This window comes from Clostridium sp. chh4-2 (assembly GCF_002899675.1).
GTDB lineage: Bacteria > Bacillota > Clostridia > Lachnospirales > Lachnospiraceae > CHH4-2.
Window position 1 is genome coordinate 171,189 of sequence record NZ_PKUU01000008.1, and the last position, 21,056, is coordinate 192,244.

Annotated in this window: 21 protein-coding genes and 1 riboswitch; of the genes, 19 read left to right on the top strand and 2 right to left on the bottom strand. The window is 46.5% G+C overall.

Annotation, left to right across the window (positions count from 1 at the left end):
- Nucleotides 1–47: 47 nt before the first annotated feature.
- On the top strand, nt 48–2,246 hold the full coding sequence (locus C0033_RS10780) for a DNA topoisomerase III (protein WP_103227878.1): 2,199 nt from the start codon (nt 48–50) through the stop codon (nt 2,244–2,246).
- A 42-nt stretch (nt 2,247–2,288) separates the two neighbouring features.
- The gene (locus C0033_RS10785) at nt 2,289–2,759 is read left to right on the top strand and encodes a methylglyoxal synthase (protein WP_103227879.1); all 471 of its coding nucleotides are present in this window, start codon (nt 2,289–2,291) and stop codon (nt 2,757–2,759) included.
- A 285-nt stretch (nt 2,760–3,044) separates the two neighbouring features.
- Here C0033_RS10785 and C0033_RS10790 read toward each other — a convergent pair whose 3' ends face one another.
- Nucleotides 3,045–3,644: a TetR/AcrR family transcriptional regulator gene (locus tag C0033_RS10790; protein WP_103227880.1), complete on the bottom strand. Its 600-nt coding sequence runs from the start codon at nt 3,642–3,644 to the stop codon at nt 3,045–3,047.
- Between the two features lie 150 nt (nt 3,645–3,794).
- Here C0033_RS10790 and C0033_RS10795 point away from each other — a divergent pair, with 150 nt between their 5' ends.
- The 14 genes from C0033_RS10795 to C0033_RS10860 all read left to right on the top strand — a co-directional run bounded on the left by C0033_RS10795 (nt 3,795) and on the right by C0033_RS10860 (nt 17,196).
- Nucleotides 3,795–4,322, top strand: a complete 528-nt coding sequence (locus C0033_RS10795) for a nitroreductase family protein (protein ID WP_103227881.1) — start codon at nt 3,795–3,797, stop codon at nt 4,320–4,322.
- A 527-nt stretch (nt 4,323–4,849) separates the two neighbouring features.
- Nucleotides 4,850–6,202: a magnesium transporter gene (gene mgtE / locus C0033_RS10800; protein WP_103227882.1), complete on the top strand. Its 1,353-nt coding sequence runs from the start codon at nt 4,850–4,852 to the stop codon at nt 6,200–6,202.
- A 56-nt stretch (nt 6,203–6,258) separates the two neighbouring features.
- On the top strand, nt 6,259–6,864 hold the full coding sequence (locus tag C0033_RS10805) for a cytidylate kinase-like family protein (RefSeq protein ID WP_103227944.1): 606 nt from the start codon (nt 6,259–6,261) through the stop codon (nt 6,862–6,864).
- Nucleotides 6,865–6,897: 33 nt separating this feature from the next.
- Nucleotides 6,898–7,004, top strand: a riboswitch (TPP riboswitch).
- 196 nt (nt 7,005–7,200) lie between these two features.
- Nucleotides 7,201–8,508 carry a phosphomethylpyrimidine synthase ThiC gene (gene thiC, locus C0033_RS10810; protein WP_103227883.1) on the top strand — a complete coding sequence of 436 codons (1,308 nt, stop codon included), beginning with the start codon at nt 7,201–7,203 and terminating at the stop codon, nt 8,506–8,508.
- 94 nt (nt 8,509–8,602) lie between these two features.
- Entirely contained in the window at nt 8,603–9,112 is a 510-nt protein-coding gene (gene thiW, locus C0033_RS10815; protein WP_103227884.1) for an energy coupling factor transporter S component ThiW, read from the top strand.
- A 19-nt stretch (nt 9,113–9,131) separates the two neighbouring features.
- Nucleotides 9,132–9,974, top strand: coding sequence for a hydroxyethylthiazole kinase (gene thiM, locus C0033_RS10820; protein ID WP_103227885.1), 843 nt, complete (start codon nt 9,132–9,134; stop codon nt 9,972–9,974).
- Nucleotides 9,952–10,611 (top strand): thiamine phosphate synthase, encoded by a 660-nt coding sequence (gene thiE / locus C0033_RS10825; RefSeq protein WP_347501094.1) that lies wholly within the window; start codon nt 9,952–9,954, stop codon nt 10,609–10,611. The genes thiM and thiE overlap by 23 nt, the downstream gene beginning before the upstream one ends.
- A gap of 61 nt (nt 10,612–10,672) precedes the next feature.
- On the top strand, nt 10,673–11,464 hold the full coding sequence (gene thiD, locus C0033_RS10830) for a bifunctional hydroxymethylpyrimidine kinase/phosphomethylpyrimidine kinase (protein ID WP_103227887.1): 792 nt from the start codon (nt 10,673–10,675) through the stop codon (nt 11,462–11,464).
- Nucleotides 11,465–11,509: 45 nt separating this feature from the next.
- Nucleotides 11,510–12,133: an MBL fold metallo-hydrolase gene (locus tag C0033_RS10835; RefSeq protein ID WP_103227888.1), complete on the top strand. Its 624-nt coding sequence runs from the start codon at nt 11,510–11,512 to the stop codon at nt 12,131–12,133.
- A gap of 95 nt (nt 12,134–12,228) precedes the next feature.
- Complete coding sequence (gene yedF, locus C0033_RS10840; protein WP_347501091.1) at nt 12,229–12,864, top strand: sulfurtransferase-like selenium metabolism protein YedF; 636 nt, start codon at nt 12,229–12,231, stop codon at nt 12,862–12,864.
- Between the two features lie 111 nt (nt 12,865–12,975).
- On the top strand, nt 12,976–13,800 hold the full coding sequence (locus C0033_RS10845) for a choloylglycine hydrolase (protein ID WP_103227889.1): 825 nt from the start codon (nt 12,976–12,978) through the stop codon (nt 13,798–13,800).
- Nucleotides 13,801–14,186: 386 nt separating this feature from the next.
- Complete coding sequence (locus C0033_RS10850) at nt 14,187–15,473, top strand: L-serine ammonia-lyase, iron-sulfur-dependent, subunit alpha (RefSeq protein WP_103227890.1); 1,287 nt, start codon at nt 14,187–14,189, stop codon at nt 15,471–15,473.
- Between the two features lie 25 nt (nt 15,474–15,498).
- Nucleotides 15,499–16,899, top strand: a complete 1,401-nt coding sequence (locus C0033_RS10855) for a cation:dicarboxylase symporter family transporter (protein WP_103227891.1) — start codon at nt 15,499–15,501, stop codon at nt 16,897–16,899.
- Between the two features lie 39 nt (nt 16,900–16,938).
- Nucleotides 16,939–17,196 carry a TIGR03905 family TSCPD domain-containing protein gene (locus tag C0033_RS10860; protein ID WP_180994678.1) on the top strand — a complete coding sequence of 86 codons (258 nt, stop codon included), beginning with the start codon at nt 16,939–16,941 and terminating at the stop codon, nt 17,194–17,196.
- 107 nt (nt 17,197–17,303) lie between these two features.
- Here C0033_RS10860 and C0033_RS10865 read toward each other — a convergent pair whose 3' ends face one another.
- The gene (locus C0033_RS10865; protein WP_103227892.1) at nt 17,304–17,933 is read right to left on the bottom strand and encodes a GntR family transcriptional regulator; all 630 of its coding nucleotides are present in this window, start codon (nt 17,931–17,933) and stop codon (nt 17,304–17,306) included.
- A 353-nt stretch (nt 17,934–18,286) separates the two neighbouring features.
- On the opposite strand from C0033_RS10865, the gene C0033_RS10870 reads away from it, so the two are divergent.
- The 3 genes from C0033_RS10870 to C0033_RS10880 are packed head-to-tail and all read left to right on the top strand — an operon-like array spanning nt 18,287 to nt 21,031.
- Nucleotides 18,287–19,381, top strand: coding sequence for an ABC transporter ATP-binding protein (locus C0033_RS10870; protein WP_103227893.1), 1,095 nt, complete (start codon nt 18,287–18,289; stop codon nt 19,379–19,381).
- Entirely contained in the window at nt 19,374–20,243 is an 870-nt protein-coding gene (locus C0033_RS10875; protein WP_103227894.1) for an ABC transporter permease, read from the top strand. Before C0033_RS10870 ends, C0033_RS10875 begins: the two co-directional genes overlap by 8 nt.
- Nucleotides 20,240–21,031: an ABC transporter permease gene (locus tag C0033_RS10880; RefSeq protein WP_103227895.1), complete on the top strand. Its 792-nt coding sequence runs from the start codon at nt 20,240–20,242 to the stop codon at nt 21,029–21,031. The genes C0033_RS10875 and C0033_RS10880 overlap by 4 nt, the downstream gene beginning before the upstream one ends.
- Nucleotides 21,032–21,056 lie beyond the last annotated feature (25 nt).

The window sequence follows — 21,056 nt, forward strand, 5'->3', positions numbered from 1 at the left end:
TTCCGGAAATCTATGCTAGAATGAAGTGGATAGTGAGGAGGATTTGAATGAAATCATTGGTTATTGCGGAAAAACCTTCGGTAGCCCGGGACATCGCCCGCGTGCTCAAATGCGGCCAGAAGGGAAATGGTTATATAGAAGGAAGCCAGTACATCGTCACCTGGGGCTTGGGCCACCTAGTGACCCTGGCTGATCCGGAGGATTATGATACGAAATATAAAGAATGGAAGATGGATCATCTTCCGATGATACCTAAGGAATTTAAGCTGGAAGTCATCAAACAGACCACAAAGCAGTACCAGGCGGTGAAATCCCAGATTCACAGAAAAGATGTGGGACAGATCATCATTGCCACGGATGCGGGAAGAGAAGGGGAACTGGTGGCCCGGCTGATTCTTAAAAAAGCAGGAAGCCAGAAGCCGTTAAAGCGCCTCTGGATTTCTTCTGTTACGGATAAGGCCATCCGGGAAGGGTTTGCCCATCTGAAGGATGGAAAGGAATATGAAAGTCTGTATGACGCCGCCATGTGCAGGGCGGAAGCGGACTGGCTGGTTGGAATCAACGCCACCAGGGCGCTGACCTGCAAATACAACGCCCAGCTTTCCTGCGGCCGCGTTCAGACACCGACTTTGGCCATGATCGCAAAAAGGGAAGCGCAGATCAGGGAATTTAAGCCTCAGCCCTATTACGGAATCGGCGCGAAAAGCTTAAACCCGGCCCTGTCTTTAACCTGGCAGGATAAAAAGACGAAAAGCAGCCGGTCTTTCGATAAAGAGAGGATGGAAACCTTATTCCGTTCCCTTCAGGGAGAGAGTGCGGTTGTCACTGAGATTAAGAAAGTGCCGAAAAAATCATTTGCCCCCATGCTCTATGATCTGACGGAGCTTCAAAGGGACGCCAACAAGCGGTTTGACTATTCGGCGAAGGAAACGCTCAATATCATGCAGAGGCTTTATGAAAACCATAAGGTGCTCACCTATCCCAGAACGGATTCCAGATATTTGAGCAGCGATATTGTGCCCACATTGAAGGAAAGGCTGGATGCCTGCGGGGTGGGGCCTTACAGAAAGCTGGCCGGAAAACTGATGCAGACTACATTTTCCACAAAAGCGGCATATGTAAATGACAGCAAAGTATCCGATCATCATGCCATTATTCCGACGGAGCAGTTTGTCCAGCTGGATCATATGACCATTGACGAGCGGAGAATCTACGACCTGGTGGTGCGCCGGTTCCTGGCCGTTCTGTATCCTGCATACGAATACGAGCAGACGACTATGACGTGTTCAATCGGAGGCGAGGACTTTACGGCCCGTGGTGCGATTGTAAAGAGCCTGGGCTGGAAGGCCGTTTATGAAGGGGAAGCGGAGGACGAGGATGAGGAAGAAGACGTAAAAAGCCAGACACTTCCTGATCTGAAAAAGGGACAGAAGATTTCAGGGCTCCAGTTCCGTCTGACAGAGGGGAAAACGAAGCCTCCGGCTCCATTTACGGAAGCCACCCTTTTATCCGCCATGGAAAATCCCAGCGCTTACTTGGAAAACCAGGATAAAGCCATGGCAAAGACCTTGGGCGAGACCGGGGGACTGGGCACGGTTGCCACCAGAGCGGATATTATTGAAAAATTATTTTCCAGTTTCCTGCTTGAAAGGCGGGGAAAGGATATCTATCTTACGGGAAAGGCAAAACAGCTGTTAGAGCTGGTTCCGGAAGATCTGAAGAAACCGGAGATGACGGCAGACTGGGAAATGCGCCTGTCAAAGATCGCCAAAGGAAGCCTGAGGCGGGATACTTTTATGAAGGACATCCGCGGCTATTCCGGTGGACTGATCGAGCAGATTAAAACAGGAAACGGAACTTTCCGCCACGATAACCTTACTAACACCAAATGTCCCCAGTGCGGAAAGCGTATGCTGTCCGTTAAAGGAAAGAACAGCGAGATGCTGGTCTGTCAGGACCGGGAATGCGGCTACAGGGAAAACGTTGCCAGAACCAGCAATGCCAGATGCCCAAACTGCCATAAAAAGATGGAACTGCGGGGAAAAGGCGACAGCCAGATCTTCGTATGCAAATGCGGCTATAAAGAAAAACTGACATCCTTCCAGGAACGCCGGAAAAAAGAGGGCGCAGGCGTGACAAAGCGCGACGTGGCCGCATACTTAAACAAGCAGAAAAAGGAAGCCGAAGAGCCCATCAACAATGCATTTGCCGCCGCCTTCGCCAAGATTAACCTGGATGAAAAATAAAGCAAAGCCCATTTCAAATGATGAAAAGAGGAGGATAAGAAAATGAATTCAGATTACATCACATTTACGATCCGCGAAAAGAAAAATATAGCCCTCATAGCCCACGACAATGAAAAACCAAAACTGATCGAGTGGTGCAAAGAGCACAGCGATATCCTGAAAAATCACAAACTATACGGAACCGGTACAACTGCCAGGCTGATCACAGAAAAAACCGGCCTCACCGTAAAAGGCTACAACAGCGGCCCCTTAGGCGGCGACCAGCAGATCGGAGCCAAAATCGTGGAAGGCGTCATCGATTTCGTCATCTTCTTCTCCGACCCCCTGACCGCCCAACCCCACGACCCAGACGTAAAAGCCCTGATGCGAATCGCCCAGGTCTACGACATCCCGATGGCCATCAACAAAGCCACCGCCGATTTCATGATCAAATCCCAATACATGCAGACCACCTATGATCATGAAGTCATCAACTTCAAAAAGAATGTACAAGACCGGGCCGACAATATGTAGGCTATCGGCTATATTCTAAATTAGTTGTCTGCCCCCAAATAATCATTCTAAAATATTCGGCTCCGCAAATTATCCTAAAGGATTCCATTTGCAGAGCCGTCTTTTATATCATTTCCTACCAAATCACGTATAAACTGGTGATGTGGTAGGTCTTTTTATTGTGTTAATAATTTCTTACAGAGTTTAGCTTGATTATTCAATAATTTTTTCAATGAGTTCATCAATAGGAAACTAGTGACTCTGTGGCATTGGAAATGTTATTTTCCAACAATTCTAAAACCTACATCAAGTAGAGAGCATTTTCAAAATATTTTCTTTAACTTGCTCTTTTATGATTTCAAAGCTTAATCCGTTATGTGAAAATGAGGTTTTCTCCTGCCGTAGTGCGTCAATCAATATACAAGAAGTATATACTTTTTCAAGCAGATTGTCGCAAGCAATTCCTCTGCTTTTCAATATCAAGGTTATATTCGAAAAATAGGTATTTTCAAGGTTTGAAAAATGGCGATTGATTTCATCATCATCCACTATCATTAAACGCAGTTGAACAAGTACATGGTTTGATTTTGAATAAAGATTAATATATGCGTTTATCCATTCTTCAATAAACGCAGGCAGATCAAGTGCTTGTGGTAAGTCGGTTAGTTGGCACAGTAAAGCAGATGAAATCGTATCAAGGTATTGGTGAAATGCCTCGATAAAAATCTCTCGTTTATCCGCAAAATAGCTATACAAAGCCCCTGTTGATACTCCGGCACATTTGGCGATTTCCGCGGTATTTGCTTTATAGTATCCATTTTTACAGAACAATTCAAAACCGGCCTTTAATATCTTCTCTCGCTTTTCTATTGAGCGTTTTTGCGTAGGTATTCTTGTTTTTGCCATCAGGTCACCTCCCATGCCTTTCTTCATTATAACGGGCGGTTTTTGAAAGGTCAATAAAAACAAGAAATATTATTCGTATTATTGACACAGTTACAAGGGTGTGATAATATAAGAATACGAAATACTGTTCATGTTTTGGGAGATATATATATGGAGTTTTTAGAATTGGCAAAAAAGCGGTGTACCACACGAGGGTTTAGTGATATGCCTATACCGGAAGAACACCTACAAAAAATACTTCTGGCAAGTCGGGTAGCGCCGAGTGCCTGCAATCGCCAGCCGCAAAGAATTATCGTTGTCCGCACACCGGAAAATCTCTTAAAAATCCAAAAGGCATACAAGACGTTTGGTTCCTCTTGCGTTCTTATCGTATGCAGAGATAGACGAAACGAGTTAATTCGCCCTTATGATAATAAATGCTCCGGGGATTTGGACATTGGTATTGTCTGCGATCACATGATGTTAGAAGCAAGAGAATTGGAAATTGGAAGTGTGATGGTCGGTCTATTTGATCCCGCTATTATCAAAAAAGATTTCATTTTGCCGGAATACATAGTACCTACAGCATTACTAATGCTTGGCTATCCTGCAGATGGCTTTTTAAGTGCAGAGCGTCATCAGACAGAACGGAAACCTTTGTATGATACGGTTATGTTTGAATGTTATAACGAAAAATAGATTGTGGAAGTTTTTGAAACCGGTTAAAAAAAGTCAATTCCTGTCTACGGGATATTGCGACCATCAAGAGGAACTCACACATCATCATATATGCCTTGTTGCATCATATGGCATAGCCGCCTGTTCAGTTTTGCGCTGCATAGGCGGTTTTTGTTATAGCCCTCATTCCTGGGTGAGTAACGCCCTCTCCCCAATAAATTTTTATATTTATAGTTGCACTTGGCTTGGAAAGCTGATATGCTGGTGGTATAAAAGCAGAAAGGATGTGAAGCATAGTGGAAGGTCGAAGTCATAGTATGAAAGCAGACAGCAATTATCATGGGCGCATGGCAGTGTGGACGCCGGAGCCGGAACCTGACGGGGCCGCACTCTGTTTCACATTGCCGGAATTGTTATGCTTATGATAGCCATGGATTGCTTTCCTACAGGAATACGCAGATAGCCGTGGCTATTTTTTTGTCTTGCTTTCAAACGATATCGATGCAGTATCTACATAACCGATAGAGTTGAAAGGAGAACAGAACATCATGCAGGATATTTTTGATATGGATGAACTGCTGAGACTGGTGGATGAGCGCCAGTTTCGGAGGCTGAAAGAGATTTTAAGCGAGATGAATGAGGCGGATATTGCCGAGTTCATCGAGGAATTGGATTCGGAGAAGAAGGTTGTGGTTTTCCGCATGCTCTCCAAGGAACTGAGTACGGATGTATTTGCCTGTTTGGCGCCGGAGACGCAGCAGCATATTATTAACAGCATCGGAGATTACGAACTGGGGACGATTATTGAAGACTTGTACGTGGACGATGCGGTGGATATGCTGGAGGAACTTCCGGCCAGCGTGGTGAAGCGCGTGCTGAAGATCGCGACCCCGGAAACCAGAAATCTGATTAACCAGTTTCTGAATTATCCGGAAAACAGCGCCGGAAGCATTATGACGGCGGAATATGTGGGACTGAAACAGACCATGACTGTGGAGGAGGCATTTGCTTATATCCGCAAACATGGGGTGGATAAGGAGACTATCTACACCTGTTATGTCATGGACGCCAAAAGATGTCTGGAAGGCGTTGTGACCGTAAAAGACCTTTTGATGAATCCGTATGATAAGGTGATCCGCGACATTATGGACACTCATGTGATTAAAGCGGTGACAACGGACGACCAGGAAGAGGTCATGGACAGTTTCCAGAGATATGATCTTTTGAGCCTTCCTGTTGTGGATCAGGAAAACCGTCTGGTAGGAATTATTACGGTCGATGATATCGTCGACGTTATGGAACAGGAGGCCACCGAGGATTTCGAGAAGATGGCGGCTATGGCGCCCAGTGAGAAACCGTATCTGAAGACAGGGGTGTTCCAGCTGGCTAAGAACCGGATTGTATGGCTGCTGATCCTGATGGTGAGCAGCATGGTTACAGGTGGTATTCTGGCGAAATATGAGAATGCGTTTACCATAATCCCTTTGCTGGTGACATTTATCCCCATGCTGACGGATACGGGCGGCAATGCGGGAAGCCAGAGCAGCACTTTGATCATCCGTGGTATGGCTGTTGGAGAGATTGAAGCGTCGGACATTTTACGGGTATTATGGAAGGAACTGAGAGTGGGAATGGTTGTGGGTGCGATTTTGGGGCTGGTGAATTATATCCGCCTTATCATCATGTATCCGGGCAGCGAGATGCTGTGTTTAACCGTTGTGCTCAGCTTATTTGGCACTGTTGTGCTGGCAAAAACAATCGGATGTATGCTGCCCATCGCAGCTAAGGTATTGAAGATGGACCCGGCCATCATGGCGGCTCCTCTCATCACAACGATTGTGGATGCATTCAGCCTGATTATATATTTTCAGCTGGCTTGTATGCTGCTTAAACTGGCTTAGTGATTCAGAAAGTTCAGGATGGCAGCAGAAGGGACGGCAAGAAAGGGGAAGTGTATATGGGAACTAGAATTATTACAATTGGAAGGCAATTTGGCAGCGGAGGCCGCAGAATCGGGGAACGCGTCGCAAAAGAACTGGGGATTCCCTGCTATGACAGGGCTTTGATCGAGATGGCTTCCAAAGAGATGGGCGTGGATGAATATGACCTGGAGCGGGTGGATGAAAGCGCGGTAAGCCGATTCTTTTCCCTTCACAAATCTCCAAGCTATACGGAATCGGCCATGGATTACGGCCTTCCGTTAAATGACAACATGTTCCTGATTCAGAGCCAGATCATCATGAAACTGGCGTTAAAAGAGGACTGCGTTATCATTGGCCGCTGTGCGGATTATGTGCTTCGCGACCATCCGGGATGCATCAGCGTGTTTATCTGTGCCTCCAAAGAGGACCGGAAAAAGAGAATTATGGACCGGTATGAGCTGTCCGAGCGGGATGCCTTGGACGCCATCAAAAAGGTGGACCGCAAAAGAAAATATTACTATGAAACGTATACGGACAACAACTGGGGCAGCATTGATTCCCACCAGGTGCTCATGAATGTGAGCCTGTTGGGAGAGGACGAAGTGGTCCGTCTGATTAAGGATATGTACCTGGATAAATAAGCTTGACATGAGAAATGTCAGGTGATAAACTTACAGTCATAAACAGGGAGCTCGTGAGCGGGCTGAGAGGAAGTAATCAACTTCGACCTATATAACCTGATTTGGGTAATGCCAACGTAGGGAAATAGTGATTTGTCAAAGTCTTGGATTGGATAAGGATGGAGATAGAAGCCTGTGCCGTGCGTGGTGCAGGCTTTTTTATTTTTTCCCATATGGAATATAAATAGCCATCCAATGCCAACTTCGCTGGCTATGGAAACGCACTGCGCCGCACCGCAAAATCTTATACCTGCTGTTGAATTTACAACCCCCAAACAGAAGCAAAGGAGAAATGATATGAATTATTCAACGCAGATGGATGCCGCCAGAAAAGGCATCCGAACCAAAGAGATGGAGGCGGTGGCCGAAAAGGAGCAGTATGATCCTAAGGAACTGATGAAGCTGGTGGGAGAGGGAAAAGTGGCAATTCCGGCCAACAAATTACATACCTGCTTAGAGCCCAATGGGATCGGCTCCATGCTGAAAACCAAGATCAATGTAAACCTGGGAACTTCAAGGGATTGTAAAGATTTGGATATGGAACTGAGAAAGGTCAATGATGCGGTTTCCATGGGAGCGGAATCCATAATGGATCTCAGTTCATTTGGGGACACTCAGGTATTCCGTCAAAAACTGACGAAGGAATGTCCGGCCATCATCGGCACGGTGCCGATCTATGACGCGGTGGTATATTACCACAAGCCTTTAAAAGAAATCACCTCGGAGGAATGGATTAAAATCGTGGAGATGCATGCCAAAGACGGCGTGGATTTTATGACCATTCACGTGGGCATCAATAAAAGCACTGCAAAACGATTTAAGGAGAATAAGCGTCTGACCAATATCGTTTCCCGCGGCGGCTCCATCATTTTTGCCTGGATGGAGATGACCGGGCAGGAGAACCCCTTCTATGAGCATTATGACAGGATTCTGGATATCTGCCAGGAATACGATGTGACCCTGAGTCTGGGCGATGCGTGCAGGCCGGGATGTATTGAAGACGCCACAGACATTTCCCAGATTGAAGAACTGGTGACCTTAGGCGAACTGACCCGAAGGGCTTGGGAGAAAAATGTCCAGGTAATCATCGAAGGGCCGGGACATATGCCCCTTAACCAGATTGAAGCCAATATGAAGATTCAGCAGACCATCTGTAAGGGAGCGCCGTTTTATGTGCTGGGGCCTCTTGTCACGGATATCGCCCCGGGGTATGACCATATCACGGCAGCCATCGGAGGCGCGGTCGCCGCATCGTTCGGAGCGTCATTTTTATGTTATGTCACTCCGGCGGAACATCTGCGGCTGCCGGATGAGAACGATGTGAAAGAAGGGATTATCGCGTCCAAGATAGCGGCTCATGCGGCGGATATCGCAAAAGGGGTGAAGGGCGCGAAGGATTGGGATCATGAGATGAGCACGGCCAGAAAGAACCTGGATTGGGAAAAGATGTTCGATTTATCCATCGATCCGGAAAAGGCCAGAAGTTACAGGGCGTCGGCAAAACCTGAGAAAGAGGATACCTGTTCGATGTGCGGGAATTTCTGTGCGGTGAAGAATATGAACCGGATTTTGGACGGGGAAATCGTGAGCATCTATGACGAATGATAACAGAATAAAGTAAAGGGTGAAGGCATTTCGCGAAATGCCTTCACCCTTTAACTCAAAAGACCAGGTCAGTTATGTAAAAGGAGCGAAAAAAATGAAGATAAATATTAAAAAAATCGTAGTGGGCGGCATGCTCGTAGCAGTGGCAGTTTCTTTATCCAGCTTTTCCATCCCCATCGGAGCATCCAAATGTTTCCCGATTCAGCATATGGTGAATGTGATCGCCGCAGTCTTCTTAGGCCCGGTATACGGCGTTTCCATGGCATTTTGTACGTCTCTGATCCGCAACCTTATGGGAACCGGCAGCTTACTGGCATTCCCCGGAAGCATGGTAGGAGCGTGGCTGGGGGCAATGATGTTTAAATATACCAATAAACTGGCCATGGCTTATATCGGCGAAGTGTTCGGCACCGGGATATTGGGCGGAATGCTCTGTTATCCGGTGGCAGCTTTTATTATGGGAAAAGAGGCGGCTGTCTTTGCATATGTGCTGCCGTTTTTGATGAGTACGCTTTGCGGAACGATGATTGCGGCTGTTTTGGTGGGAGCCCTTTATAAATCGGGGGCATTTGCATATTTAAATCATATGCTGGCGGAAAATTAGAAAAGAGGAGATAAAAACTATGACATACCAATTTCCCACACAAATCATATCCAACATCCGCCGCCAATCCCCTCTCATTCACTGCATCACCAACTATGTAACCGCCAACGATGTGGCGAATATGATATTAGCCATCGGCGGCGCCCCGATTATGGCGGACGGCATCCTGGAGGTGGAAGACATCGTAAGCTTGAGCCGGGGACTGATGCTCAATCTGGGAACGCTGAATGAAGGAAAGCTGGAATCCATGATAAAAGCCGGAAAAACAGCTGAAAAACGGAACATTCCGATCATATTCGACCCGGTAGGCGCCGGTGCCAGCCGGTTTAGGACCGATGCAGCTTTGAGGATCATGAATGAACTGCCCTGTCACGTGATCCGCGGAAATGCTTCCGAAATAAAGTCTTTAGCTCTGGGAACCGGCAGTATGGGCGGCGTGGACGCGGATAAAAAGGACAGGATATCGGAGGGAAATCTGGAATACTATCTGGATATGGGAAAGGAATTGAGCAGGCGGACCGGAGCGGTGGTGGCTGTTACCGGAGCGGTAGATGTGGTTACAGACGGAAAAACGTCATTTATAATCAGGGGCGGCGATCCGATGATGAGCCGGATTACGGGTACCGGATGTATGCTGGACGGGGTGACCGCCGCATTTTGCGCGTCCGGCGGGAAGGAAGATTCTGCGGCGGCATTAACCGCATTGGCTGTGGCGGCAGAGGGGATTTGCGGTCAGACCGCTGCACAAAAAACGGCCCAAGCCAATGGAGGCACTGCAAGTTTCAGGATGTACCTGATCGATGCTATGAGCCGTCTTACGGACGATATGGTAATTGGAGGTGCGAAAATTGAAATTCGATAGATCGATGCTTCTTTTATATGCAGTAACTGACCGCACGTGGACAGGAAAACAGACGTTGGAGCAGCAGGTGGAGGCGGCGTTAAAAGCGGGCGTCACCATGGTTCAGCTGAGGGAGAAAGAGTTAGATTATCAGGACTTTTTAAAAGAAGCTGTAAAAATGAGAGAATTGACAAGGGATTATCAGGTCCCTCTTATTATAAATGATAATCTTGAGATCGCATTGGCCTGTGACGCGGACGGCGTTCATGTAGGGCAATGTGATCTGGAAGCGAAACAGGCCAGGGCGCTGCTCGGTAAGGATAAGATATTAGGTGTTACGGCCAAAACAGTGGAACAGGCCAGGCTGGCGGAAAAAAACGGAGCTGATTATCTGGGAGTGGGGGCGGTATTTGGCTCTTCCACGAAAAAGGATGCGGTTCCAATGACCGTGGAAAGGCTTGGTGAGATAGCCAGAGCGGTATCCATTCCAATCGTGGCCATCGGCGGCATTTCTGAGGCAAATGTGATGGGGCTGAAGGGAAGCGGGATAGCGGGGATAGCCGTTGTTTCCGGTATCTTTGCCGCTGAAGATGTGGGAAAAGCAGCGGAGGGGCTGTTGAAAAAAGCAAAGATAATAACAGGAATATGCGGTGACTGAGAAGATATGAAGCTATGGGAAGGCCGAACCGTAACAATTGTAAGGAAAGTGGAGGGTTATTATGAAAACAGTATTGACAATTGCAGGCTCTGACTGCAGCGGCGGAGCCGGAATTCAGGCCGATTTGAAGACGATGACATCGCTTGGCGTATATGGTATGAGTGCGGTAACTGCGTTGACGGCTCAGAATACAACGGGCGTATACGGCATTTTGGACAGCACGCCGGAATTTCTGGCAAATCAGCTGGACTGTATTTTTACGGATATCCGCCCGGATGCGGTTAAGATTGGAATGGTTTCGAAAAAAGAGCTGATAAAGGTAATTGCAGATAAGCTTGAGCAGTATCAGGCAAAACAGATTGTGATCGATCCGGTGATGGTTTCCACCAGCAAAAGCCGGCTTTTAGAGGAAGACGCCCTATATACATTGATGGAATTCCTTCTTCCCCTTGCGGACCTCATAACGCCTAATATACCGGAGGCCGAACTTCTTGCCGGCAGCCGGATTGAGACGGAACGGGACATGACGCAGGCGGCGGAAAGGATTGCAGACCGCTTCCATACGGCGGTTTTGGTAAAAGGAGGCCATCAGCTTAACGATGCCAATGACGTGCTTTATAGGGAGGGACAGGCGGTCTGGTTTTACGGCAAACGGATCGATAATCCCAATACCCACGGCACCGGCTGCACGCTGTCTTCGGCCATCGCCTGCGGGCTGGCAAAGGGGTATTCCATGGAGGAAAGCGTGGAGAGGGCGAAACAATATCTGTCAAATGCCCTGAGCACGGATCTGAATCTGGGGAAAGGAAGCGGCCCTTTAAATCATTGTTTTTCCATCGAAAATACTTTATAATATTTCTAGGTGCAAATAACAGCAGACCAGATAGGAGGTAGAATGATGGCAGAGAAAATGACGGTTACCTGGTATGGACATTCCTGTTTTAAAGCGGAGGCCGAAGGATATTCGATTGTAATGGACCCTTATGAGGACAATAATGTTCCCGGACTTCCTGCGCTTTGCGTATCTGCAAATCAAGTGCTTTGCAGCCATGAACACGGCGATCATAATTATAGAGACGGCGTGGAGCTGGCGGAAGGAAGCGGGCCGAATCCGTGGAAGATATCCTGGATCGATACCTATCATGACGATAAGAAGGGGGAACTGCGGGGAGCAAACCGAATCCATATCCTCGATTATCATGGAATCCGCTTAGTTCATATGGGAGATTTGGGCTGTGACCTGACAAAAGAGCAGATAGAAGAGATCGGCAGACCGGATGCGCTTTTAATACCGGTGGGCGGTTATTATACCATTGACGCGGTCAAGGCAAAGGAGATTTCCGATGTATTGGGAGCGGTGGTAACCATACCGATGCATTACCGCAGTGAAACATTTGGATATCCGGTTATCGGGACTTTGGAGGAGTATACGAAGCTGTGTGACGATACGGTGATCTGCGGCGGAAACTCCATTCAGATTACCAAAGGTATGGATAAACAGACGGCAGTCTTGTCGCTATAGTGGATCGTGAGATACAGTTGGTTTGTGCTGCGCCGTGAGATGGGCAGCCTGAATGGCTTATCATCATTTTGCATGCAGAGAAAGGAAATAATACGATGGTAAAGATAATTGAGGTGAATGCAATCGGCGACCAATGTCCGATTCCGGTGGTAAAAGCGAAAAAGGCATTGGATCAGGCTGCTTCCGGGGATGTGGTGAAGGTGGAAGTGGACAATGAATTCGCCGTACAAAACCTAACAAAGATGGCAAAGAATCAGGAATATGGCTGTACATCGGAAAAAGTGGCGGATAAGCATTTTGTAGTGACCATCCAGGGCAGGGACGGCGGTGCAGCGGCAGGCAATGCCGGAGCGTTAGAGCGGCCCGACATGCCGGTATGCTATCCGGATTCCAGAAATGATACGGTAGTAATCATCGATTCGGCCACGATGGGAACCGGCAATGACGAGCTGGGAAAAGTGCTGATGAAGGGATTTATCTATGCGGTCAGCCAGTTGGACCAGCTGCCGTCCAAAGTGATTTTTTATAACGGCGGGGTCACGCTCACAACGGAAGGGTCCGATTCCATTGAGGATTTGAAGTCCATGGAGGCCCAGGGAGTCGAGATTTTGTCCTGCGGAACCTGTTTGAATTATTACGGTTTGTCGGATAAATTATTGGTGGGAGAAGTGACCAATATGTACAATATCGCGGAGGCGATGAATGGGTGCGGTAAGATTATAAAGCCTTAATAGAGGTGGGAATTTACAGAAAGGGTGAAGGAATTTCGCGAAATGCTTTCACCCTCAGACTTCTATGGAAAGCATACGAGCCTGGATTCTATATTGAGAGGAGATTTCAAAATGTGTACAAGTTTTGCAGTATATAATCAAGAAAAAGCTATTTATGGTATGAATTTTGATACTGAAGAAGTTGACCTTCAACTAAAGGTCAATAGTTATAATGGTATAAACTTTTTTTATTTTTTAGCCTTAGCAGGTGGTGAATTCAGGAATATCGCTGGATTTAACAGCGAGGGTCTTTTTATCTGCACTCAAGCAGTAAAATATGGTCCAGATTTTAAAGCAGGCTGTGACGAGAATGATTGGACTGCCTTTGATATTTTGGATGAAGCGCTGAAGAAAACAAAAAGAACATCTGAGTTTTTTGGAATTCTTAATAAAAGAGTGCTTTCATATCCCAGAAATCCATTATACCCGGATTTAGGGTTACATACGATAATCGCTGATAAAACTGGTGATGCATTTATTCTGGAGGAAGGAAATGATACTAATATAATAACTCCTATCCATAATGATTTTATTGTTATGACAAATTTTCCTAATGGGGATTTTAAGGAAGCAGATTATGATAAAGTATCTGGCATAGGGGCTGACAGATATATTTGTGCTCATGAATATATTCATAAGCATATTCATAGCTTTGGAATAAATGAAGCCTTTGAAGTTTTAAGTAAAACAAGTCAGGAAAATACGTTGTGTTCCATCGTGTATGATCCGTCAAACAATGAAATATATATTAGTTTTAAAGAAGATCTGACGAAAAGATGGAAAATATCCATTAGCGAAAAAACAATTCAATCCATGGATGGATTTTTAAGCAATAACAAAATTCAATTTACCAATGGAGAAATATTTGTGAAGGATCTTATCAGTTTATATAAGTAATAATTGTCAGCATATGCAGCAAATTATGAAAATAAAAACAGGCGGTACTGTTGATTGATGAGAATCTGACCGTGTCAATAAGGCAGCGTTTAAAGGGAGAAATATGGGATATTAACTGAATTTAGGAGAAAAGATAGATAGGTGTGGGATTTAATTCTGTACAAAAGGGCCGTGACGATTAAAAGTCACGGCCCTTTTGTGTCTATAATCATCTTATGTATTAACGGAAAACCGGATTGTCCGTAGTCTGAGGAGGAGGCATTTCGCATTTTTAAAATTTTCTGAAAATCTTATTGAGAAAAATTGTGTTATATTGTTGACAACTGATAATATCAATGATATTATTAATAACAAGATTAGTAATATTACCAACAAGGAGGAACGATATGGATCAAAGCCTATATCAAAATTATGTAAAAATTTTGAATAATGAGCTTGTTCCTGCACTAGGTTGCACGGAGCCGATTGCAATTGCATATGCAGCTGCAAAAGCGCGGGCGATTTTGGGAACATTTCCGGACCGTGTAGAGATGCACTGCAGCGGAAACATTATCAAAAATGTAATGGGTGTGACCGTACCGAATTCCGGGGGGCTGCGTGGTATTGATGTGGCGGCAACTTTGGGAATCGTGGGCGGAGATGCGGACAGGGAACTGGAAGTGCTGGAAGACATTACGCAGGAAGATATTGATAAGACCAAACAGCTGGTCGCTGATGGATTCTGCCAGTGTAAGCTTCAGGAAGGCGTGGAAAACCTGTACATCGTGGCAAAGGTGATGAAAGACGAGCATTTTGCAGAAGTTACGATCATCAACCGCCATACATTGATTACCAAGATCGTCAAAGATGGAGAGATCTTATTTGAGCATAAGGTCAGTGAAGAATCACCGGATTATGTGGACAAATCTCTTCTTAATGTAAAGGACATTCTGATTTTTGCCGACGAAGTGAAGATCGATGATATCCGCGAGGCCATCGGCAATCAGATCACACTGAATTCCGCGATTTCCGATGAAGGAATGAAGAATCATTATGGAGCCGAAGTAGGGCGGACGCTTTTGGAGGTTTACGGAGACGATGTGAAGGTGAGAGCCAGAGCCAGAGCGGCTGCAGGTTCCGACGCCAGAATGGGCGGATGTTCCCTCCCTGTTGTAATCAATTCAGGAAGCGGAAACCAGGGCATGACAGTGTCCCTTCCGGTCATTGAATTTGCAAAAGAAGTGAATGCTTCAGAAGAGAAATTATACCGGGCTCTGGTAGTCAGCAATCTGATCGCAATTCATCAGAAAAAATACATCGGAAGCCTTTCCGCATACTGCGGAGCCGTAAGTGCAGCCTGTGGGGCAGGCGCGGCAATTACATATCTTTACGGCGGAAGTGAAGAAGAGGTAGGTTTGACCATTACGAACACCATCGGCAACGTGGGCGGAATCGTGTGCGACGGGGCCAAGTCATCCTGTGCGGCGAAGATCGCATCCGCTGTGGAAGCGGCTGTTCTGGCTCACTATATGGCAAGCAAACACCACTGCTTCCAGCCGGGTGAAGGAATTGTGCAGAACGATGTTGAGGGAACCATCCGCAGTATGGGATACATCGGGCGCGTAGGTATGAAAATCACGGATACGGAGATATTGAATATTATGATCGACCGTGTTAATGTAGACGAAGCATAATACAAATGATTAGGAGAGTATGGAGATGGAAAATGTATTTTTACAAGAGTTTCTGATGATCAGCGATTTAAGAACAATCGTATTTCTTGCAATTTTGGCGGGGTTATTCTATTTGATCCATGTTTTATACCATAAAAAACATATGGATTTTGCAGTTGTTGTAATGATCGGCACAGGCCTTGGACTTCTTCTCGGACTTGCGATGCAGTTCGTTTCAGGTTTCCCGGATGCGCCGATGGAAGTGGCATTTATTAAAGAAACGACCACTTGGTTCGGATTATTCGGAAACGGATACATCAACCTGATTAAGATGATCGTTGTACCGCTTGTAATGGTTTCCATTATGCAGGTTATTATCAACATGCAGCAGGGAAGCTCCATGGGCGCTTTAGTAAAGAAAACCATCTTTGTTACCATGGGAATGGTTGCAGTTTCTTCTGTTATCGGTATCTGTGTAGGCCTTTTATTAGGGGTTGGCAAAGGCTCCGCAATTGTAACGGACGGAACCGCAGAAGCGAAAGCCATCACTTCTGTAGCGACCACACTGAAAAACCTGATTCCTTCCAATATCGTAGGAGCTATGGTTGACAGCAACATTATCGGACTTGTTATCTTCTCAGCATTCTTTGGTCTGGCAGTATGGTGGATCAATTATGAAAGCCCGGAAGCAGCAAAACCTTTATACGACGGAATCAATGCGGCTCATAAAGCTATGATCAACATGGCGTTATTAATTCTGGATTACATGCCATGGGCAGTTATGGCATTGCTTGCAAATACAATCGCTCAGAGAGGTCTGTCCTCAATCCTTGAAGTTGGTAAGTTTATTGTTGCACTTTATCTGGCAGTTGTAGTACAGTTTATCATTCAGCTGGTTCTGCTGGCAGTGCACGGATTAAATCCGGTTACTTATATGAAGAAATCATTTGCAACGATGCTGCTGGCATTTACTTCCCGTTCCAGCGTTGGATGTCTGCCGATGACAATCGAAACATTGACAAAGAAACTGGGTGTGGATCAGGGTACGGCAAGCTTTGTTGCAGGCTTTGGTACAACCGCAGGCATGCAGGGATGTGCCGGCGTATTCCCGTCACTGCTCATCGTTTATGTATGCCATGTAACAGGCACACCGCTTGATGTAACCATGCTGGTAATGACAGTAATCGTAGTAACCATCGGTTCTTTAGGAATCGCAGGTATTCCTGGAACAGCGACAATGGCAGCTTCCGTAGGACTTTCCGGTGTCGGAATGGCATCCCAGTTCGCTATGGTAAGCCCAATCCTTGCAATCGACCCAATCATCGATATGCCAAGAACCATGTTAAATGTTACCGGCTCCCTTACCAATGCATTAGTTGTGGATAAACATATGGGAACGTTAGATGAAAAGGCTTTTAACGATATGAGCCTGAACCTGAAAAAATAAAAGATAAGATGCCGCTAAACAGGCAGAATGGAGGAAATCATGAGATATACAGTAAAACCACAGAGAGTTTGTCCATCTTCCCTTTCCTTTGATTTGGACGGAGATGTAGTAAGAAATATAGAGTTTGTTGACGGATGCAACGGAAACTTAAAAGCCATCAGCAAATTAGTTGACGGCATGACCGTAGAACAGGTTGAGTCTTTCTTAAAAGGCAATACCTGCGGTAAGAACACAACTTCCTGCGCAGACCAGCTGGCTATCGCAGTGCGCGCAAAATACGAAGAAAACCAGAAATAATCCTGCGGACAGGCGTCTGCAGTAAAAATCCCGGCAGCATCGGTTCTCCACAATCACATGGAAAGCCGGGCTGCCGGGATTTTATTGTATTTTACATAGGTAGTTAGTTAAATGCTTCGGAAATCCTTCAAATCCAGTTCCAGATTTTTGAGAGCTCCGTGGATGTCCTTGATCTTGATGCAGGACAGGATAGCCCGGTGATAGCGCATATCAATCGGGTTGTAGGCGGAATCCCATTTATCCCAGTAGAATTGGGCATAGGCACGCTTTAAGATGTCCATGGACCGCTGCAGCTGCTGATAGGCGTAGGCGTTGCCGGAGTAGGATAAAAGCTTTAAGTGGAAATTGATATTATGTTCCCAGTGCACCCACATATCGTCAACGGAAGCGTTGCACAGATCATCAAGACGGTATAATTCGTCGATCTGATCCGGCGTGATCTTATCGTAGCAGTCTCTCAGCATGCCGCCTTCTAAGATAAAACGGAAGCGCAGAATCTCATTGGCATCTTTGCTGGTGAGCCGCACAACTTCATAACCGTATCTTGGAATGTTGTGAAGGACCCCTTCGTTGCATAAGGAGATGAGAGCCTCCCGGACCGGGGACTTGCTGAAACCGAATTTGGCTACCAGCTCCTGTTCGTTGATAATTTGATTTGCTTTGTATTCGCCTCTAATGATACCGTCCAGTGTTTCTTGGTAGACGATTGATTTTAGACTGTTTTTTTCCTTGTTCATATCATTTCTCCATTTATATAGTAGCTTTATCATAGCAAATAAAGACTTGAAAGTAAAGTGATGCGGTTCCTGAGTTTCCGCATTTTATGATGTCCGGTCTGATTTTGTTCCGGAGAGAGGTCCGTCTGTCTGAGCGGGCGTTTTACCTGTATGAATTGAATCGGGGTATGGAAAGTTTTTTGAAAACCACCAAAACCCGGCCGGACGGCAGAGATGCCATAAGGCTGTGGGCGGGAACAAAACGGGAATAAAAATATGGCCTGAAAATCGTCTTTGATCATGCTAAAACACAATATATTGTTGCATCCCTGGGTTTTTATGGTACAATTGGTAAGAAGATAAGGAGGCTTAATGTGGCTGATATTATATTAGAATTAGACCAGATAAAGAAGAGCTTCGGAGAGACCGGAGTGCTGAAAGGCATCAGCCTTTCGATTGAAAAAGGGGAGTTCATCACCCTTTTAGGCGCGTCTGGCTGCGGTAAGACCACAACACTCAGGATTATTGCAGGTCTGGAAAGCCCGGACAGCGGACAGGTCCGTTTGGACGGCCGCGATGTGACGGGACTGGAACCGAACCAGCGCAATGTAAATACAGTATTTCAAAATTACGCGTTGTTTCCTCATATGGATGTGATAACCAATATATCCTACGGGTTAAAATTAAAAAAAGTGCCGAAACAGGAGATTGCCCAGCGTGCGGCCAAGGTATTGGAGCTGGTTCAGTTGTCCGGGTTTGAGAAGAGAATGCCTTCGGAACTGAGCGGCGGGCAGAAGCAGAGGGTGGCTATAGCGAGAGCAGTGGTCAATAACCCGGAAGTGCTGCTTTTGGACGAACCGCTAGGCGCCCTCGATCTGCAGTTGAGGCGGCAGATGCAGACCGAGCTGAAACGGCTTCAAAAACAGCTGGGGATCACATTTATCTACATCACCCATGACCAGGAAGAGGCCATCAATATGTCCGACCGGATTGTGGTGATGAAGGACGGGCTGTTTGAGCAGGTGGGCACTCCCGATGAGATTTACGATCATCCGAAAACCAGTTATGTGGCCAGCTTTGTAGGAACGGCTAATATTATAAAGGGCACTCTGGATCATATATCGGAAGGTACGGCGTTCATACGCACGGCGGCAGGCGTTGTGAGAGCGTCTGTGACAGAAAAACAGAAGATTCATCTAAAGGACGGACAGCCGGTAACCGCTGCTGTCAGAAGTGAAAATGTCACCCTTTGCTCCGATAAACAGCCGGAAGGCATGAAATTAGTGGTGACGGAAAAGAATTTCGCCGGAGGAATGCTGCGGATCAGCTTGGACGGAGGTAGTCTGGGAGAGCTGGTTTCCAGCAGGCAGGGGATTAACAGTTCCGTGCGCCCGGGAGATGTGGTATATGCCGGATGGCAGCCGGAGCATGCGGTTTTGGTGGATGTGGAAGGAGAAGAAGATGGCTGAAAAGACAGGAAAAAAGCCGGGTAATCACTGGTGGATGACAGTCGCGCCTCTTTACATTTTTACCATTATATTCGTTGCTCTGCCGATCATTTACCTGATTGTGCTCAGTTTCATGACCCGGGCCCAGACCTGGGGCGTGGTAAATGAATTTACATTAGATAATTATGCGAAGATATTAAAACCGGTTTATTTGAATACATTTAAGGAATCCTTTCAGCTTGCAGTCTCAACTACTCTGGTTACTCTGGTTATCGGTTATCCCTTTGGTTATTTTATGGCCCGTTTGGAGAAAAAGGCGAAGAGCATGATGATGCTGTTTGTGGTGATACCGTTCTGGACCAGCGCGCTGATGCGCATGTACGGATGGATTATCATTTTCCGAAGTAACGGTCTGCTCGACAAGCTTTTGATGGCTTTGGGGATCACGAAAGATCCGCTGAAACTGCTGTATTCCTATCCGGCCGTGCTGGTGGGAATGGTATATTCCCTGCTTCCGTTTATGATTTTGTCCGTGTATTCAAGTACGGATAAGATGGACTGGTCTTTGGTGGAGGCGGCCCGGGATCTGGGGGCTTCTAGGCTTCAGGCATTTCTTACGGTCACTGTGAAAATGACTCTGCCCGGCATTATGTCAGGCGTTGTCTTAGTATTTATTCCGTCCATGGGACTTTTCTTCATCGCCGATATCCTGGGCGGCGGTAAGGTCATGCTGGTGGGAAATCTGATTCAGAACCAGCTGCAGAGCGGAAGGGACTGGCCGTTTGCGGCGGCTTTGTCCGTAATTCTCATGATATTTACTTCTTTCATGATCTGGCTGTACCGTAAAGTGACCCGGGTAAAGGATCTGGAGGGACTGCTATGAAAAAGAAAAAAATCCGTTTATCGTCCGTTTACCAGGCAGCCCTTTTGGTGCTGATGTATCTGCCCATCGCAGTGGTTGTGGTTTATTCTTTCAATGTTTCGAAGAATACGACCGTGTGGGGCGGCGTGACAATCGACTGGTATCTGAAGATGTTTCAGAACAGAGGACTTTTAGAGGCTCTTAGAAACAGCATTGTGCTGGCGGCGTTGAGCAGTTCGGCTGCCGGAATCATCGGAACTCTGGGTGCTGTGGGCATGGCGCGGGTCAGCTTTAAGAGCAAGGGGGCGGTGGAGTATATATCCACTCTTCCGATTATGATTCCCGAGATTATTTTAGGTATGGTGTTTATGGCATTTTTTGCGATGCTCAGCCTTCCGTTCGGCATGCTGACTTTGGTGCTGGGGCATACCACCTTCTGCGTTCCTTATGTGTTTATGATGGTGAAAGCCAGTTTGGTTGGAATCGATAAATCCCTTGGCGAAGCGGCCAAGGATCTGGGGGCGTCGGAACCCAGGGCATTTTGGGACATTACGCTGCCTTTAATTACGCCTGCAGTCGTATCGGGCATGCTGCTGGCCTTTGCAATGTCTCTGGACGATGTGGTTATCAGTATTTTCGTTACCGGGGCAAAGACCAATACGCTCCCAATCCGGATCTATACCCAGCTGAAATCAGGGGTAACGCCGGAGATCAACGCGCTGTGCAGCATTATGCTGGTTGTGACATTTGTGATTGTCATCACATCGCAGATAATCGGTCGCAGAATGGACCGTGGAGGGGCAAATTGATGAAATGCCGCCGGGATGAATAGAA

Excerpts from the sequence above, each read along its gene's own strand:
- C0033_RS10780 (WP_103227878.1), top strand. The coding sequence starts at position 48 with ATGAAATCATTGGTTATTGCGGAAAAACCTTCGGTAGCCCGGGACATC.
- C0033_RS10785 (WP_103227879.1), top strand. The coding sequence starts at position 2,289 with ATGAATTCAGATTACATCACATTTACGATCCGCGAAAAGAAAAATATA.
- C0033_RS10790 (WP_103227880.1), bottom strand. The coding sequence starts at position 3,644 with ATGGCAAAAACAAGAATACCTACGCAAAAACGCTCAATAGAAAAGCGA.
- C0033_RS10795 (WP_103227881.1), top strand. The coding sequence starts at position 3,795 with ATGGAGTTTTTAGAATTGGCAAAAAAGCGGTGTACCACACGAGGGTTT.
- mgtE (WP_103227882.1), top strand. The coding sequence starts at position 4,850 with ATGCAGGATATTTTTGATATGGATGAACTGCTGAGACTGGTGGATGAG.
- C0033_RS10805 (WP_103227944.1), top strand. The coding sequence starts at position 6,259 with ATGGGAACTAGAATTATTACAATTGGAAGGCAATTTGGCAGCGGAGGC.
- thiC (WP_103227883.1), top strand. The coding sequence starts at position 7,201 with ATGAATTATTCAACGCAGATGGATGCCGCCAGAAAAGGCATCCGAACC.
- thiW (WP_103227884.1), top strand. The coding sequence starts at position 8,603 with ATGAAGATAAATATTAAAAAAATCGTAGTGGGCGGCATGCTCGTAGCA.
- thiM (WP_103227885.1), top strand. The coding sequence starts at position 9,132 with ATGACATACCAATTTCCCACACAAATCATATCCAACATCCGCCGCCAA.
- thiD (WP_103227887.1), top strand. The coding sequence starts at position 10,673 with ATGAAAACAGTATTGACAATTGCAGGCTCTGACTGCAGCGGCGGAGCC.
- C0033_RS10835 (WP_103227888.1), top strand. The coding sequence starts at position 11,510 with ATGGCAGAGAAAATGACGGTTACCTGGTATGGACATTCCTGTTTTAAA.
- yedF (WP_347501091.1), top strand. The coding sequence starts at position 12,229 with ATGGTAAAGATAATTGAGGTGAATGCAATCGGCGACCAATGTCCGATT.
- C0033_RS10845 (WP_103227889.1), top strand. The coding sequence starts at position 12,976 with ATGTGTACAAGTTTTGCAGTATATAATCAAGAAAAAGCTATTTATGGT.
- C0033_RS10850 (WP_103227890.1), top strand. The coding sequence starts at position 14,187 with ATGGATCAAAGCCTATATCAAAATTATGTAAAAATTTTGAATAATGAG.
- C0033_RS10855 (WP_103227891.1), top strand. The coding sequence starts at position 15,499 with ATGGAAAATGTATTTTTACAAGAGTTTCTGATGATCAGCGATTTAAGA.
- C0033_RS10860 (WP_180994678.1), top strand. The coding sequence starts at position 16,939 with ATGAGATATACAGTAAAACCACAGAGAGTTTGTCCATCTTCCCTTTCC.
- C0033_RS10865 (WP_103227892.1), bottom strand. The coding sequence starts at position 17,933 with ATGAACAAGGAAAAAAACAGTCTAAAATCAATCGTCTACCAAGAAACA.
- C0033_RS10875 (WP_103227894.1), top strand. The coding sequence starts at position 19,374 with ATGGCTGAAAAGACAGGAAAAAAGCCGGGTAATCACTGGTGGATGACA.
- C0033_RS10880 (WP_103227895.1), top strand. The coding sequence starts at position 20,240 with ATGAAAAAGAAAAAAATCCGTTTATCGTCCGTTTACCAGGCAGCCCTT.